Here is a 15432-nt window from a genome sequence, read left to right on the forward strand (position 1 = left end):
TAGGAGTTTGACATATGTACCTTTCGATTGAAGAATTTATCGATAAAGCTGAAAAAACAGGAAAAAAAATCTCTGATTTGATGATTGAGCAAGAAATGGAGCGTAGCCAAAAAAGCTATGAAGAAATTTGGACACAGATGGGTCAAAATTTGGATGTTATGGATGCTGCTGTCAAACGCTCGCAAGAAGGAGCAGGCGTTTTTTCTCCTACTGGGTTAACGGGCGGTGATGCGGCTCGTTTAAAAAAATACCGCGCAGCTGGCAAAACGTTATCAGGTGATTTAATGATGTCTGCAGTTCAAGCCGCACTAGGTACTAATGAAGTCAATGCAGCAATGGGCGTTGTTTGCGCAACGCCAACTGCTGGTGCAAGTGGCACCTTACCAGGGGTTTTAACAGCGATTAAAAATACCTTGAATTTAACGCGTGATCAACAAATTCGTTTCTTATTTACCAGTTCTTTATTTGGAATGGTCACAGCCAACAATGCGATGATTGCTGGTGCTGTTGGTGGATGTCAAGCCGAAGTAGGCAGTGCTTCAGCGATGGCCGCCGCTGCAGCTGTTGAAGCGGCTGGCGGAACACCACGCCAATCTTCTGAAGCTTTTGCTATGGCTTTAGGGAATTTATTAGGTTTAGTTTGTGACCCAGTGGCTGGGTTAGTCGAAATTCCTTGTGTTAAACGAAATACAGTAGGTGCAGGCAATGCGTTAATCGCTGCAGATATGGCTTTAGCTGGAATTGTAAATAAAATACCAGCAGATGAAGTGGTGGAAGCCATGAATAAAGTCGGCCGTCAATTACCACGAGAATTGAGAGAAACGGGTTTAGGTGGCTTAGCTGGCACAGCGACTGGCCAACGAATGAAGAATGAGATTTTTGAAAAAGTAAAATTCACCATTGTTTAAAATTTAATCATGAAGAGGGAAATAAGATGCTGGATATGAAAAAAATTCGCCAAAATGTAGAAGTGGTACAGAAAAAGTTAAAAACACGTGGTGTGGACGAGGAAGTTTTATTACGCTTTTTGGCTTTAGATGAAGAACGGAGAGCGTTACTTGTTAAAGTTGAAGAACTGAAAAAACACCGTAATCAGGTATCAGGAGAAATTGCACAATTAAAGCGTGCACAAAAAGATGCTTCACAACAGTTGCTAAATATGCAAGAAGTTAGCGAGCAAATTAAAGTTTTAGACCAAGAAGTTGTTCATTTGCAAGAACAATGCACAGCAATTGCAGAACGTCTGCCTAACTTACCTCATGAGAGCGTGCCTGTTGGCGCAGACGAAGCCGCCAACGTAGAAGTTCGGCGGCGGAGTACGCCGAAAACTTTTTCATTTGAACCAAAACCACATTGGGAAATCGGTGAAGCCTTAGGAATTTTAGATTTTGAAAGAGGCGCGAAAGTATCTGGTAGCCGTTTTCTTTATCACAAAGGCTTAGGGGCTCGTTTAGAACGAGCGGTCTATAATTTTATGTTAGATCAACATGTTAATGAACATGGTTATACCGAGGTGATTCCTCCTTATTTGGTCAATAGCAAAGCAATGTTTGGCACCGGTCAGTTTCCTAAGTTCAAAGAAGATGTCTTCCAAGTTGCAGAAAGTGATTTGACGCTGATCCCCACAGCGGAAGTCCCATTAACTAACTACTATAATAATGAAATTTTAGATGCGCAAGAGTTACCGATTTATTTTACTGCTTTAAGTCCTTCTTTTCGCTCGGAAGCGGGTAGCGCAGGCCGTGATACCCGAGGATTAATTCGTTTACACCAGTTCCATAAAGTAGAAATGGTTAAATTTAGTGATGCAGAACACTCTTATGAAGAATTAGAAAAAATGACCAACAATGCTGGAGACATTTTAGAAAAATTGGGTCTCCCTTATCGAGTGATTACTCTTTCGACAGGTGATATGGGCTTCTCGGCAGCGAAAACCTATGATTTAGAAGTTTGGATTCCGGCACAGAAAACGTATCGAGAAATTAGTTCTTGTTCAAACTGTGAAGACTTCCAAGCACGTCGGGCGTTGATTCGTTATCGTGATAAAACGGGTCATGTTCAGTATGCCCATACACTTAATGGGTCAGGACTTGCTGTTGGTCGAACAGTGGCTGCCATTTTGGAAAATTATCAAAATGAAGATGGCACCGTAACGATTCCAGAAGTTCTACGTCCTTATATGGGCGGTTTAACGAAAATAGATTAAAAAAGAAGGTTGATGTCACAACATCAACCTTCTTTTTTAATTCGTTAAATCCGTTAACCAATGCCCAATTTCTTGAAAAACTGTAGCTTTTTCCGTTTCTAATAAAATTTCATGACGCAATGTGGGAAATAGTCGTAACGTCACGTGCTGAAAACCTGCATGCTTTAATTGCTTTTGAATTTTCGCTGGCCCCTTGCTGAAATCACCAACTGGGTCTTCAGCGCCACTAATGATTAAAATAGGCAATTCTTTTGGGATCGCTTGGTACCAATTCTTTTGATTGGCTCGTTTAACAAGCGAAAAAAGGGTAGCAAAACCATTGTTGGTAAATACGAAGCCCATTAATGGGTCATTTTCATAGTCAGCCACATTGGCTTGATTTTTAGAAAGCCAATTAAAGGAACTTGCTTCAGGAAATTTTTTGCTAAAAGAACCAAATGCCAGCTTATCAATGAACGGAGCTGGTTTTTTCGGCTGTTTCTCGGCCATTTTTTTAATAAAAGGCAATGCTGCGGTTAAAGGTAACGGACTTGTTCCAGTGCCCATGAAAATGACTCCTTGCATAGTCACAGGATAGTCTTGCAGATAGTTGCGCAAGGCGAAAGCCCCCATGCTGTGACCCATCATAAAATAGGGCAATTGTGGATAGCGATTCACAGCCCATTGTTTCACTTGATGAATATCTGTAACGACATTTTCAGGCCCTTGTTCTCCAAAAAAACCATAGATCGGTGCGTTTGGTTGTACAGATTCGCCATGACCTAGATGATCATGACCAATTACGGTAAATCCTAATTGATTTAAAAAACGAGCAAATTCATCATAACGTTGGATATGCTCTGCCATGCCGTGAATCAATTGAACTACGGCTTTGGGTGAAGGACAGGGCCAATGACGTACATTGAGCTGAGTTTGTTGATCGTTTGAAGTGAGTATGAATTGTTCAGTCATAAGAAACCCTTTCTTTGCTTTTTGATTATTATACAAAAAAAAGACGGTGTTCAAAAGAAAAACTCATGAGAAAACGCCTCAGCTTTCACTGAGACGCCTTTTTTTATTTATCTTTAATAAAAATAGCAATGATGTCAAAAAATAGTCGATTTTACTAAGTGATGAATTATGGGTGGTACAAATACTGCTGGAAATAGTTGTTAACTTCAAGGGCATCTTCTTTATTTTTTGAAAGAATTAAGATGGTATCATCCCCAGCGATACAGCCCAAGATATGAGGGTTGTGGATACGTATGCGATCAATTAAAACCCCGATGGCTTGCCCGTTGCCAGGTAAGACGGTTAAAAGATTTGTGAACTCTATTTGTGTTAAAGAAACACCAGTTTCAATAATAATGTCAACAAGACGTTCTTCATCTGTTTTATATTTTGGACGAAGGGCAGAATTATTCAAGATACGATAATAGGCTTCTCCTTGACCATTGTCTACTTTGTTTAAATTCAGCTCACGAATGTCACGAGAAATAGTTGCTTGTGTGGTGTGAATATTTTCTTTTTCCAATAATGCTAGTAATTCACTTTGTGTATGGATTTCATTTTCTGTGACCAATCGCTTAATCATCGTTTGGCGTTTTAATCGGTTCATTACTTTCCTCCAGTTCAGTTAATCATGCAAAAAAACATCATTGCTGTTATTTAAAACGGTGCCAGTAATTCCCTAAAATCACTGTACAACGTTTTACTAAATTGTGCAAGTCTCACTTTTTTAAATGCGAAATATCCGACAAAATCAATGAGAACCTTTTAGCTAAACGACCCTTTTTCTATTCTAATTAGAGAGATTCTGCTAGTATTGCTTTGTAAATGTCTGGAGGAAGGGTGTTATTTGTGAATAAGCAAACACGCCAAAGTTTGATTAAAGAAATCATTCAAACAACCGTAATTCATAGTCAAAATGAGTTGTTAAGAGAATTAAAAAAGCGCGAGATAAATGTCGCACAAGCAACGATTTCACGGGATTTATGGGAATTAAAAGTCGTCAAAGCATTAGATGAGTCTGGCGAGATGCGGTTAACGATTTTTGAACAATTCACTTCTTTAGAAGAACGAAAAAAAGAACAGTTGATACAAGCAATTCGTGAGGTAGTGACCAAAGTTGAACGTGTCGCCTTTTTACTATTGGTTCATACATTACCAGACAACGCAACATTGTTTTCAGCTGTACTTGATGAAGTGTCTTTGTGTGAAAAGAAATGTTCTGTCGCTGGCTTCGACACTGTTATTATTGTTTCATCATCCGAGGAAAAAGCACAAGAACTAGAGCAGTATTTTCAACAATTTATTCAGCCAACACCTTTGTCAAAAAGTAACGCATAAAAGGAAGGGAGCCAGAAGTCGTTTTGACTTCTGGCTCCCTTCCTTTTACCTCTATAAGATTATAACTTTATGAAGTGTGTGGAGAAATAATTTTTTTGAATAAATGCATTTTTTTTTATTTAATTATGCATTATTTTTTTAGAATATCTATGAAAGCGCATTCTTTTAGGCTAGAAATATGCATAAGAAAGAATACCGTTGTATATTTGGTATTTTGTTTGGCAAATGGCTCACGTCCTAGGTTAATCAGGTCTGTTATTCTGTGTTTGTAATTAAGTTGAGGAGGTTATTTCACATGAGTCATCCAATTAATGTATTTTCTGAAATCGGGAAATTGAAAACAGTGATGTTACATCGTCCAGGTAAGGAATTAGAAAATTTAATGCCAGATTATCTGGAGAGACTGTTGTTTGATGATATTCCGTTTTTAGAAAAAGCACAAGCAGAACATGATGCATTTGCAGAGTTGTTACGATCAAAAGATATCGAAGTGGTCTATTTAGAGGACTTAGCTGCTGAAGCGTTGATTAATGAAGAGGTCCGCCGACAATTTATTGACCAATTCTTAGAAGAAGCCAATATTCGCAGCGAATCAGCAAAAGAAAAAGTTAGAGAGTTAATGTTAGAAATTGACGACAACGAAGAACTGATTCAAAAAGCGATTGCAGGCATTCAAAAACAAGAATTACCTAAATATGAGCAAGAATTTTTAACAGATATGGTTGAAGCGGATTATCCATTCATTATTGATCCAATGCCTAACTTATACTTCACGCGTGATAACTTTGCGACAATGGGGCACGGGATTTCTTTAAATCATATGTATTCAGTAACTCGACAACGGGAAACCATTTTTGGGCAATACATTTTTGATTATCATCCTCGTTTTGCTGGAAAAGAGGTTCCTAGAGTCTATGATCGTTCAGAATCAACCAGAATTGAAGGTGGCGATGAATTAATTCTTTCAAAAGAAGTGGTGGCCATTGGGATTTCTCAAAGAACGGACGCCGCGTCAATTGAAAAAATTGCGAGAAATATTTTTGAACAAAAATTAGGATTCAAAAATATCTTGGCTTTTGATATCGGTGAACATCGTAAATTCATGCATTTAGATACCGTTTTTACCATGATTGACTATGATAAATTTACGATTCATCCAGAAATCGAAGGCGGCTTGGTTGTTTACTCGATCACTGAAAAAGCAGATGGAGACATCCAAATTACAAAAGAAAAAGATACATTAGATAACATTTTATGCAAATACTTGCATTTAGACAATGTTCAACTAATACGTTGCGGCGCTGGAAATTTAACAGCAGCAGCCCGTGAACAATGGAACGACGGTTCAAATACATTAGCAATTGCCCCTGGGGAAGTTGTTGTTTACGATCGGAATACGATTACGAATAAAGCGCTAGAAGAAGCAGGCGTGAAATTGAATTACATTCCAGGAAGTGAACTAGTACGTGGCCGTGGTGGCCCTCGTTGTATGAGTATGCCACTTTACCGTGAAGATCTTTAAAAAACACCCAAAAATAGGAGGAATCATCATGAATTCAGTATTTCAAGGACGTAGTTTATTAGCAGAAAAAGATTTTACAAGAGCAGAATTAGAGTATTTGGTAGACTTCAGTATTCACTTAAAAGAATTGAAGAAAAAAGGGATTCCACATCACTATTTAGAAGGAAAAAATATCGCTCTTTTATTTGAAAAAACTTCGACACGGACACGCTCTGCATTTACTACAGCAGCGATTGATTTAGGGGCACATCCTGAGTATTTAGGCGCCAACGATATTCAATTAGGTAAAAAAGAATCTGTTGAAGATACAGCGATTGTTTTAGGTAGTATGTTTGACGGGATTGAGTTCCGTGGGTTTAGTCAAGAAGTAGTGGAAGATTTAGCGAAATATTCTGGTGTTCCTGTTTGGAATGGTTTAACGGATCAATGGCATCCAACACAAATGATTGCGGACTTTATGACAGTGAAAGAAAACTTTGGTCGTTTAGAAGGAATCACTTTAGTATACGTCGGCGATGGCCGTAATAACATGGCAAACAGCTTGTTAGTGACAGGTGCTATTTTAGGCGTAAATGTTCGCATTTGTGCACCAAAAGAATTGTTCCCTTCTGATGAAGTCGTTAATTACGCAAAAGAATTTGCGAAAGAATCTGGTGCAGAATTAATGATTACAGACGACGTTGCTAAAGGTGTTAAAGGAGCCAACGTGTTATATACAGACATTTGGGTGTCCATGGGTGAAGAAGATAAATTTGAAGAACGTGTCAATCTGTTGAAACCTTATCAAATTAATATGGCTATGTTAGAAAAAACCGAAAACATGGATGGCGATTTAATCGTATTACACTGTTTGCCAGCCTTTCATGATACGAAAACACAATACGGAGAAATGGTTGCTGAAAAATTTGGCATTACTGAAATGGAAATTACGGATGAAGTCTTCCGCAGTAAATATGGTCGTCAATTTGAAGAAGCAGAAAACAGAATGCATTCTATTAAAGCGATTATGGCAGCTACTTTAGGCAACTTATTCATTCCTCGTGTGTAGGAAGCAACTGAAAAAACATTGAAAAAAGAATAGTCGTTTCGCCCTTTAAGAGATTCTTTTGAAGGGCGGCCTATTCTTTATTATGATAGGAAAGAAGGATTTGTAATGGGGAAAAAAATGGTCGTTGCACTAGGCGGAAATGCCATCCTTTCAAATGATGCTAGCGCACACGCACAACAGCAAGCATTAGTTCAAACATCTGCCTATTTAGTTCATTTAATTAAACAAGGGCATCGGTTGATTGTTTCACATGGCAATGGTCCACAAGTCGGAAATCTATTATTGCAACAACAAGCAGCTGATTCTGAAAAAAATCCAGCGATGCCGCTAGATACGTGTGTTGCTATGACACAAGGAAGTATCGGCTACTGGTTGTCCAATGCGCTTAATCAAGAATTAAACAAAGCAGGAATCAAGAAACAAGTGGCTACTGTTTTAACACAGGTGGTCGTAGATCCAGCAGATGAGGCATTCAAAAATCCAACAAAACCGATCGGTCCATTTTTAACAGAAGCTGAAGCCAAAGAAGCAATGCAAGCAGGTGCTATTTTTAAAGAAGATGCAGGACGTGGCTGGCGCAAAGTCGTTCCAAGTCCTAAGCCAATTGACATCCACGAGGCTGAGACTATTAATACCTTAATAAAAAATGATATAATTACCATTTCATGTGGTGGTGGTGGCATCCCTGTCGTAGGACAAGAATTAAAAGGTGTCGAAGCAGTAATCGATAAAGATTTTGCTTCTGAAAAACTGGCAGAATTAGTGGATGCGGATGCACTAGTTATTTTAACTGGCGTGGATTATGTGTGTATTAATTATGGCAAACCAGATGAAAAACAATTAACCAATGTCACTGTAGCAGAGTTGGAAGAATACAAACAAGCGGGTCATTTTGCACCAGGTAGTATGTTACCGAAAATTGAAGCCGCCATTCAGTTTGTAGAAAGCCAACCCAATAAACAAGCAATTATCACTTCTTTGGAAAACTTAGGAAGTATGAGCGGCGATGAAATCGTAGGAACGGTTGTGACAAAATAAAGTATAGTATTTAGGAGAATTAAGATGATGATAGAGAAAATAATCACTAAAAATAATCAAGATTTTCAATACTTTTCTGAATCAGAACTAACAGAATTGCGCAACGAGAGTTTCGTTCGCTCCTATAAAAAAGGCCAAGTCCTTTTTTATCCAGGTGATCCGAGAAATCATTTGATTTTACTGGTTTCAGGTGTCATTAAAATTGAAAAAAATGATCGCAGTGGTAATTTTTCCTATCTGCATTTTATGAAAAAGCAGGCTCTTTTTCCGAGAATCGGACTGTTTCAAGATGAGGTTCATTACGACTCCGCGATTGCCTATACGGATATTGAGGTTGTGTTTGTGCCAGTTAAACTGTTTGAGCGTTTTCTCCAAAATAATCCCCAGCAATTGATTCATTGGATTCAAGAACAATCGGTCCTTTTAAAAGAAAGCATGATCAAAATCCAAAAAGGAACAACCAATGATGCATGTGAACGGATTGTGACATCACTGGCGATGTTATTAAATGATTTAGGAGAACGAATTGACAACAGAGAACGCGTTGCAATTACTTGTCCAATTACCATTAATGACATTGCACGAATGAGTGGAACTACGCGGGAAACAGCAAGCAGTGTTATGAAAAAATTAGTCCAAATGAACCGTATTAGCTACAGTCATAAATTCTTAACTTTTCTAGATACGCCATTCTTTATTGATCGATTGAGTAATTAATCATAGAGAAGGGAGATACAGGAAAGTAGGTTCCTGTATAAAAGGATATGGCAGAAAAAAAGAAGAAAAACAAAAAACAGCTTTCGTCTTTTAGTATTTTATTTATTATTTTAATTGTTTTAGGTATCGTAACGGTCTTGCTAAATGGCCAGCCATTTACCCCAAGAGAAATTGATGGCAAAATGGTTGACCACGTGGTAGGGGCCAAATTATCGGATATTATCATGGCTCCATTCAATGGGTTTAAAGATGCCATTGAAATTAATATTTTTATTTTAGTACTCGGTGGCTTTTTAAATATTGTGACACAAACTGGGGCTCTTGAAGCAGGGATTCAATCAGTCGTTAAAAAGTTAAAAGGGAACGAATTGAAAATCATTCCGATTTTAATGATTTTATTTTCTATTGGTGGTTCGACTTATGGAATGGCAGAAGAAACAATTCCTTTTTATGGTTTATTGAGTGCCACCATGGTCGCCGCTGGTTTTGATACGTTTGTCGCAGTGGGTACTGTACTATTGGGTGCAGGATCAGGTGTTATCGGTTCAACGGTTAACCCTTTCTCCACAGGGGTAGCGATGGATGCGTTGCGAGGTATTGGCATTCAGCCGAATACAGGAATTATTTTAATTGTCGGTGCTATTTTGTGGGCGGCCTCTACTAGCTATTCTATTTTCATTGTGATGCGTTATGCGAAAAAAGTGAAGGCTGACAAAGGTTCAACAATTTTATCTTTACAAGAACAAGAGGATATGGAAAAAACGTATGGACAAGCAGCGTCGAAAGAAATGCCATTTACGAATCGTCATAAAAAAATCTTAATGGTATTCGCTTTCTGTTTTGTCATTATGATTGTTTCCTTAATTCCATGGAACGACTTTGGAGTGACGATTTTCAAAGGCTGGACGTCTGTTTTAACAGGCAACAGTTTCGGTGACTGGTACTTTGGCGACTTAGCGATGTGGTTCTTCCTTTTAGGGATCATTGCTGCCTTGATTGGTCGCTTTACTGAAAAAGAAACCATTGAAGCATTTATCGACGGTGCCAAAGATATGTTATCCGTTGTTTTAATTATCGTAGTTGCTCGCGGGGCATCTGTTTTGATGTCTAAAACGTATTTAGATTCATTTATCCTTGATAAAGCGGCAGGCTTATTACAAGGACTCTCCCCAGTTTTATTTGTCATCGGTGCCTTTGTTTTATACTTAGGTTTATCTTTCCTAATTCCTTCAACTTCTGGTTTAGCGTACGTTTCTATTCCTGTAATGGGTGCGTTAGCTAAAAACATTGGTTTAAGTCCAGAAGTGATGGTTATGATTTTTGCTTCAGGTTGTGGCTTGATTAATTTGATCACGCCAACATCTGGTGTTGTAATGGGTGGTTTGGAAATTTCCAAAGTTCAATATGCCACTTGGACAAAATTCATGGCCAAACCAATGATTGTCTTAGGCTTAATTAACCTAATTATCTTAATTGGCGCGATGTTACTCTTTAGCTAATCAAAAATTTTTTATGTTAGGGCTTCGGCTTTCGGAAAAAAGAAGAAGCAATGAAACAACAGCGACTACCTAAAAGTAGTCGCTGTTGTTTCATTTTGATAGTTGTTGAATTAACAATTTTGCGACAGCGCGGACAGAAAAAGGATTTTGCCCAGTGATTATACGGCCATCTTGATACGCAAATTCTTTATAGGGACGCTTTTTCGCAAAAGTAGCACCATGTTCTTTGGCAATTGTTTCGTTTAAGAAAGGAACAACTGCTTTTTTCATGGCTAAAATTTCTTCTGCAGTAGTGAAGCCAGTAATGGTTTTATCTGCAATCAAATAATTTCCTGACGCATCTTTGACATTTAAAAGACCAGCAATTCCGTGACAAACAGAAGTTAGGTATTTGCCCTGTTCGTAAAGGCTAAGAGTGATTGCTTGCAACTGAGGGTTATCAGGGAAGTCCCACATAACGCCATGGCCTCCTGTAAAGTAAATCGCTGCGTATTCATCTGGATCAATTTCTTCAAGAGAGAGGGAATGCGCTAGCGCTCGTTCTTGAAAATCGGCACTTTCATAAACCGCCATAATGGATGAATCTACATATTTCATACTCCGGGGATCCAAAGGGACATAGCCTCCTTGGGGACTAACATAGTCAACTGAAAATCCTGCTTTGGTTACTTCTTCCACGAACTCCGTGGCTTCACCTAGCCAGAGGCCCGTTGGTTCTTCGGTACAGTGATAACGGGAGACGTTTGTGAGGACCACGAGAATTTTTTTCATGCTTGCTTCCTCCCTGGCATAATCGACGTAATGTGGGTCAATAGTTGTTGGAGTTGCTCAATTTTGGTGGTATCGTGAGAAAGTGAGTAATAATTTTTAGTTCCTTCACTGCGACAATCAATTAATTTGGCTTGTTTCAAAATTTTTAAGTGGTGAGAAACAGCGGGACGTGAGAGTTGTGTCGCCTCTGTTAACTCAGTGACACGACGGCCAACACAGGCCTGGTCTTCTAACAGTGCAATAATAATTGCTTGGCGTTTTTCATCACCCAATGCGATTAAAAAATCACTAAGCGCAGTAAATTCTGTTTGAATTTCTTCTAATTCTTTCATATTTTTTCGCCTCTTTGGTTCGTATTTTTAAACGATTAAACCATTTTTCGTGTTTTTTGTCAATGAAATACGCTGAGGGCTGAAACTTGACGTGAATCCCATTCTTCGTTAAGATACTAATTGATTAAAGGTTTAAACTTTTAAACCGATAGAAAGGATAGAAAGAGAGGAAAGATTCAATGATGAAAGCCGCTTTAATTCATAAATACGGACAAAAAGAATTAGCAATCGAGGAGGTGCCCTTACCCACCATTCATGACAATGATGTTTTGGTCAAAATTATCGCTGCCAGTATCAACCCGATTGATTTAAAAACAAAAGATGGCAAAGTAAAGATGCTTTTAAATTATCAAATGCCACTGATTTTAGGCAGTGATTTTGCTGGGATTGTTGTTTCTGTTGGAAAAAATGTTCAAAATTTTAGGCTGGGCGATGCAGTTTACGGGCGAGTACCCAAAAATCGCGTGGGAACTTTTGCTGAATATATTGCAGTGGATCAAGCGGCTGTAGCTATGAAGCCGAAAAATTTAACGTTTGAAGAAGCTGCGGCCATTCCGTTAGTCGGTTTGACAAGTTATCAAGCGCTACATGATATTATGAATGTACAGCCAGGCCAGAAAGTCCTGATTCAAGCAGGTTCAGGAGGGATTGGAACCATTGCGATTCAATTAGCAAAACTAGCGGGCGCTTACGTTGCCACCACAACGAGTAGTAAAAATAAAGAATGGGTTCAAGCGTTGGGAGCAGATGAAGTGATTGACTATCGGACACAAAATTTTGAAGAAGTTTTATCCGACTACGATTATGTGTTTGATACAATGGGGGGGACAATCTTAGAAAAAGCTTTTTCAGTGGTTAAACCTCAGGGAAAAGTTGTTACATTGTCAGGCATTCCCAACGAACGTTTTGCTAAAGAGTATGGCTTGCCGCTTTGGAAACAATGGGCCTTTAAAATAGCTACTCGCAAGATTCATCGATTGGAGCAAGCCACAGATGTTAGTTATCATTTTTTGTTTATGCGTCCAGATGGCGAGCAATTAGCTTTACTCACTGAGTTTATTGAACAGGGAAAATTACAGCCGATAATTGACCGAGTCGTTCCTTTTAGCCAAATTCAAGAAGCGGTGGACTATTCACTGACAGGACGAGCGCAAGGGAAAATTGTTGTGAAAATCGCCGATGTTGATCACGACTAAGTAAAGGAGACTTGCAAGAAAAACAGGCCTATTTTTCTTGCAAGTCTCAAAGTTTACCATTTAAACGCCGTCTAACAAAAGTGATTTTAGGCGGGAAAAGATTTTTATAGAAAATCCTCATTTTTCCAGTTTCTATTTTGCAAATTCGTTATTTTTTGTTATTCTATTGATGGTTGTGTATGCGCTTTCTTTTTAGGTGGATACACAAAAATGAACGGAGTGCAGAAAGGAATGGTGTTCAAAGTGGGGAACAATTTATCGACAAGAAAAGGAGAAAACAGAGAAACAATTGTCAGTTGGCTGGGTCTTTCGTTATTGGTTGGCTTGGCGTTTATCTTATTTAGTCTGTTTCATCAACCAATGATCAGCCAAGCCAATGAGCCGACCCAAGAGAAACATTTTATGGTTTATTATCGGGCTTGGCGTGACAAAACGATGCAAGGAGTTAATACAACATTGCCAGATGAAAATTGGCTAACGATGCACGATATTCCTTATGGTATTGACATTGTGAATGTCTTTAGTTATGTGCCAAAAGGACAAGAAGCACTTGCACAGCCATTTTATGATACGTTAAAAAATGAGTATGCGCCAGCACTGCATGCACGAGGTGTTCGTTTAGTTCGTGGGATTGATTACAGCGAGCTATTAAAAGTTCCTTACGCAGGAACAACGCCTACAGAAGCAGAATTTGATGCTTATGCGAAAGAGTTGTTAACCAAATTTGTCGATGATTTAGGAATTGATGGGTTAGATATTGACATGGAAACTCGTCCAAGTGAAAAAGATATTGTTCTATCTAATGGTGTCATTCGTGCATTATCAAAATACATTGGACCGAAGTCGGGAACGGATCGTCCATTTTTGTATGATACCAATGCAGAATATTTACCACCTTTACAAGATGTCAGTGACTGTTTCGATTTTCTCGCGTATCAACAGTATGGTAGCGATGACCAACGCACGCAACGAGCATTAAATAATTTAAGTCCGGTTCTCAATGGGGAACGATTTGTTCCAGGATTAACTTTCCCAGAAGAGCAAGATCGCAACCGCTGGTATGACACAAAAGAGCCGTATATGGAAAGTAACATGTATAAAGTAGCTCGTTATTCTTATGAAAATAATTTAGGGGGCATGTTCCTCTATGCCTTAGATCGCGATGGTCGCACCTATAATGAAGACGATTTAAATCAGATAAAACCTTCTAATTTACTTTGGACAAAAACGGCCATTGCAGAGAGTAAAGGCGTTTCTCTTGCAGAGATGAAAGCGGCTGCGCAACACTATTTAAAACGAATTAGCTACGCCAACACAGACCTTGAAGCACAAAATAAAGCCGCAGAAGCAGTGACACAAGCAACAACGCTTTATGATGTGAATAAAGCTATTTTAGGTGGCGATTATGGCCAAGGGATTTCAAACACCTATGATGCTGAATTAGAAAAAGGCCTGTTAGCCATTGACTTAACCACTTTATATCGTGCGTTGGATCAAGCAGTTACAGCCATTGAAAAGGCAGAAAGCTATACACCAGAAACGATTCAAGCACTACAAACAACAAAAGAGACAGTCGCAACAGAACTTGCGGGAAAAACGTATACAGCCGCGCAAGTGACTACTTGGCAAACGGAGGTCCAAACAGCTTTGGATAATTTAAAAGAGAAACAAACACAACCTTTAAAAAGTGTCTTTTCCATTGATGCGGGAAGAAAATATTTTTCCGTGGAGCAACTGGAAGAATTAGTGGCCAAAGCCAGTCAAAATGGGTACACAGATGTCCAATTAATTTTAGGAAATGATGGCTTACGGTTTATCTTGGATGATATGTCGGTCAATGTGAATGGTAAAAAATACAACCACAACCGGGTTTCAAAAGCAATCCAACGAGGCAACAACGCGTATTACAATGATCCTAATGGCAACGCGTTAACACAAAAAGAAATGGATCGGTTGTTGGCTTTTGCGAAAGCGCGCAACATCAACATCATTCCCGTGATTAACAGTCCAGGACATATGGATGCCTTGTTAGTGGCTATGGAAAAACTAGCGATTAAAAATCCCGCTTTTGATGGCTCAAAACGAACAGTAGATTTAGGGAACCAAAAGGCAGTGAATTTCACAAAGGCGATTATCAGTAAGTACGTGGCTTATTTTTCCGCGCATAGTGAAATTTTCAATTTTGGTGGCGATGAGTATGCAAATGATGTCGACACAGGCGGTTGGGCGAAACTGCAATCTTCTGGGCGCTACAAGGATTTTGTCGCTTATGCGAATGATTTAGCTAAAATAATTAAAGATGCGGGCATGCAGCCAATGAGCTTCAATGATGGCATTTATTACAACAGCGACGATTCTTTCGGTACATTTGACCCAGAGATTATTATTTCTTATTGGACAGCCGGTTGGAGTGGGTATGACGTAGCCAAACCTGAGTACTTTGTTCAAAAAGGACACAAAATTTTTAATACCAATGATGCGTGGTATTGGGTAGCTGGCAATGTTGATTCTGGCATTTATCAATATGATGATGCTTTAGCAAATATGTCGAAAAAAGCATTTACAGATGTGCCAGCAGGTAGCCCGAATCTTCCAATTATTGGAAGTATTCAATGTGTTTGGTATGATGACCCTCGTCGTGACTATGATTTTGAACGAATTTATACGCTAATGGATACGTTCTCGGAAAATTATCGTGAGTATATGGTGGTTAAATAAAACTAGTTAAAGCTAATGAGTTATCTATAAAGACTGGCACGAATCAAGCTTGATTCG

General features: G+C 38.8%; 14 protein-coding genes. 10 read left to right on the forward strand and 4 right to left on the reverse strand.

Going from position 1 to position 15432, the window contains the following annotated elements; all coding sequences use genetic code 11:
* The first annotated feature begins 14 nt into the window (after positions 1 to 14).
* Both sdaAA and serS read left to right on the forward strand, forming a co-directional pair.
* Positions 15 to 908, forward strand: coding sequence for an L-serine ammonia-lyase, iron-sulfur-dependent, subunit alpha (gene sdaAA / locus IGI80_RS03980; protein WP_002356122.1), 894 nt, complete (start codon positions 15 to 17; stop codon positions 906 to 908).
* 26 nt (positions 909 to 934) lie between these two features.
* A complete protein-coding gene (gene serS, locus IGI80_RS03985) occupies positions 935 to 2206 on the forward strand; it encodes a serine--tRNA ligase (RefSeq protein WP_438722707.1) in 1272 nt (423 codons plus the stop codon).
* A gap of 36 nt (positions 2207 to 2242) precedes the next feature.
* Here serS and IGI80_RS03990 read toward each other — a convergent pair whose 3' ends face one another.
* Together IGI80_RS03990 and IGI80_RS03995 are read right to left on the reverse strand one after the other, a co-directional pair.
* Positions 2243 to 3193, reverse strand: coding sequence for an alpha/beta hydrolase (locus IGI80_RS03990; protein WP_438722708.1), 951 nt, complete (start codon positions 3191 to 3193; stop codon positions 2243 to 2245).
* Positions 3194 to 3323: 130 nt separating this feature from the next.
* Positions 3324 to 3803, reverse strand: coding sequence for an arginine repressor (locus IGI80_RS03995; RefSeq protein WP_002356125.1), 480 nt, complete (start codon positions 3801 to 3803; stop codon positions 3324 to 3326).
* A gap of 218 nt (positions 3804 to 4021) precedes the next feature.
* Between IGI80_RS03995 and IGI80_RS04000 the strand changes: the two genes are divergently transcribed.
* From IGI80_RS04000 to IGI80_RS04025, 6 genes are all read left to right on the forward strand, one after another.
* Complete coding sequence (locus IGI80_RS04000; RefSeq protein ID WP_002392583.1) at positions 4022 to 4534, forward strand: arginine repressor; 513 nt, start codon at positions 4022 to 4024, stop codon at positions 4532 to 4534.
* Positions 4535 to 4829: 295 nt separating this feature from the next.
* A complete protein-coding gene (arcA, locus tag IGI80_RS04005) occupies positions 4830 to 6056 on the forward strand; it encodes an arginine deiminase (RefSeq protein ID WP_002356129.1) in 1227 nt (408 codons plus the stop codon).
* Positions 6057 to 6081: 25 nt separating this feature from the next.
* Positions 6082 to 7104 (forward strand): ornithine carbamoyltransferase, encoded by a 1023-nt coding sequence (gene argF, locus IGI80_RS04010; RefSeq protein ID WP_438723406.1) that lies wholly within the window; start codon positions 6082 to 6084, stop codon positions 7102 to 7104.
* A gap of 105 nt (positions 7105 to 7209) precedes the next feature.
* Positions 7210 to 8142 (forward strand): carbamate kinase, encoded by a 933-nt coding sequence (gene arcC, locus IGI80_RS04015; protein WP_002356132.1) that lies wholly within the window; start codon positions 7210 to 7212, stop codon positions 8140 to 8142.
* A gap of 24 nt (positions 8143 to 8166) precedes the next feature.
* Positions 8167 to 8859 carry a Crp/Fnr family transcriptional regulator gene (locus IGI80_RS04020; RefSeq protein ID WP_002356133.1) on the forward strand — a complete coding sequence of 231 codons (693 nt, stop codon included), beginning with the start codon at positions 8167 to 8169 and terminating at the stop codon, positions 8857 to 8859.
* 47 nt (positions 8860 to 8906) lie between these two features.
* The gene (locus IGI80_RS04025) at positions 8907 to 10358 is read left to right on the forward strand and encodes a YfcC family protein (protein WP_002356134.1); all 1452 of its coding nucleotides are present in this window, start codon (positions 8907 to 8909) and stop codon (positions 10356 to 10358) included.
* 90 nt (positions 10359 to 10448) lie between these two features.
* Here the strand turns inward: IGI80_RS04025 and IGI80_RS04030 are convergent, their stop codons facing one another.
* Both IGI80_RS04030 and IGI80_RS04035 read right to left on the reverse strand, forming a co-directional pair.
* On the reverse strand, positions 10449 to 11129 hold the full coding sequence (locus IGI80_RS04030) for a type 1 glutamine amidotransferase domain-containing protein (protein WP_438722710.1): 681 nt from the start codon (positions 11127 to 11129) through the stop codon (positions 10449 to 10451).
* On the reverse strand, positions 11126 to 11461 hold the full coding sequence (locus IGI80_RS04035; RefSeq protein ID WP_002356136.1) for an ArsR/SmtB family transcription factor: 336 nt from the start codon (positions 11459 to 11461) through the stop codon (positions 11126 to 11128). The genes IGI80_RS04030 and IGI80_RS04035 overlap by 4 nt, the downstream gene beginning before the upstream one ends.
* Before the next feature lie 179 nt (positions 11462 to 11640).
* Here IGI80_RS04035 and IGI80_RS04040 point away from each other — a divergent pair, with 179 nt between their 5' ends.
* Positions 11641 to 12657: an NADP-dependent oxidoreductase gene (locus IGI80_RS04040; protein WP_002419416.1), complete on the forward strand. Its 1017-nt coding sequence runs from the start codon at positions 11641 to 11643 to the stop codon at positions 12655 to 12657.
* 210 nt (positions 12658 to 12867) lie between these two features.
* On the forward strand, positions 12868 to 15375 hold the full coding sequence (locus tag IGI80_RS04045) for an EndoS/ChiA family endoglycosidase (RefSeq protein ID WP_002387476.1): 2508 nt from the start codon (positions 12868 to 12870) through the stop codon (positions 15373 to 15375).
* Positions 15376 to 15432 lie beyond the last annotated feature (57 nt).

Source organism: Enterococcus sp. DIV1420a (assembly GCF_051712165.1).
Classification (GTDB): Bacteria; Bacillota; Bacilli; order Lactobacillales; family Enterococcaceae; genus Enterococcus; species Enterococcus faecalis.

Coding starts and splice junctions, on each gene's coding strand:
- sdaAA (WP_002356122.1), top strand. CDS start 15: ATGTACCTTTCGATTGAAGAATTTATCGATAAAGCTGAAAAAACAGGA.
- serS (WP_438722707.1), top strand. CDS start 935: ATGCTGGATATGAAAAAAATTCGCCAAAATGTAGAAGTGGTACAGAAA.
- IGI80_RS03995 (WP_002356125.1), bottom strand. CDS start 3,803: ATGAACCGATTAAAACGCCAAACGATGATTAAGCGATTGGTCACAGAA.
- IGI80_RS04000 (WP_002392583.1), top strand. CDS start 4,022: ATGTCTGGAGGAAGGGTGTTATTTGTGAATAAGCAAACACGCCAAAGT.
- arcA (WP_002356129.1), top strand. CDS start 4,830: ATGAGTCATCCAATTAATGTATTTTCTGAAATCGGGAAATTGAAAACA.
- arcC (WP_002356132.1), top strand. CDS start 7,210: ATGGGGAAAAAAATGGTCGTTGCACTAGGCGGAAATGCCATCCTTTCA.
- IGI80_RS04020 (WP_002356133.1), top strand. CDS start 8,167: ATGATGATAGAGAAAATAATCACTAAAAATAATCAAGATTTTCAATAC.
- IGI80_RS04025 (WP_002356134.1), top strand. CDS start 8,907: ATGGCAGAAAAAAAGAAGAAAAACAAAAAACAGCTTTCGTCTTTTAGT.
- IGI80_RS04030 (WP_438722710.1), bottom strand. CDS start 11,129: ATGAAAAAAATTCTCGTGGTCCTCACAAACGTCTCCCGTTATCACTGT.
- IGI80_RS04035 (WP_002356136.1), bottom strand. CDS start 11,461: ATGAAAGAATTAGAAGAAATTCAAACAGAATTTACTGCGCTTAGTGAT.
- IGI80_RS04040 (WP_002419416.1), top strand. CDS start 11,641: ATGATGAAAGCCGCTTTAATTCATAAATACGGACAAAAAGAATTAGCA.
- IGI80_RS04045 (WP_002387476.1), top strand. CDS start 12,868: ATGAACGGAGTGCAGAAAGGAATGGTGTTCAAAGTGGGGAACAATTTA.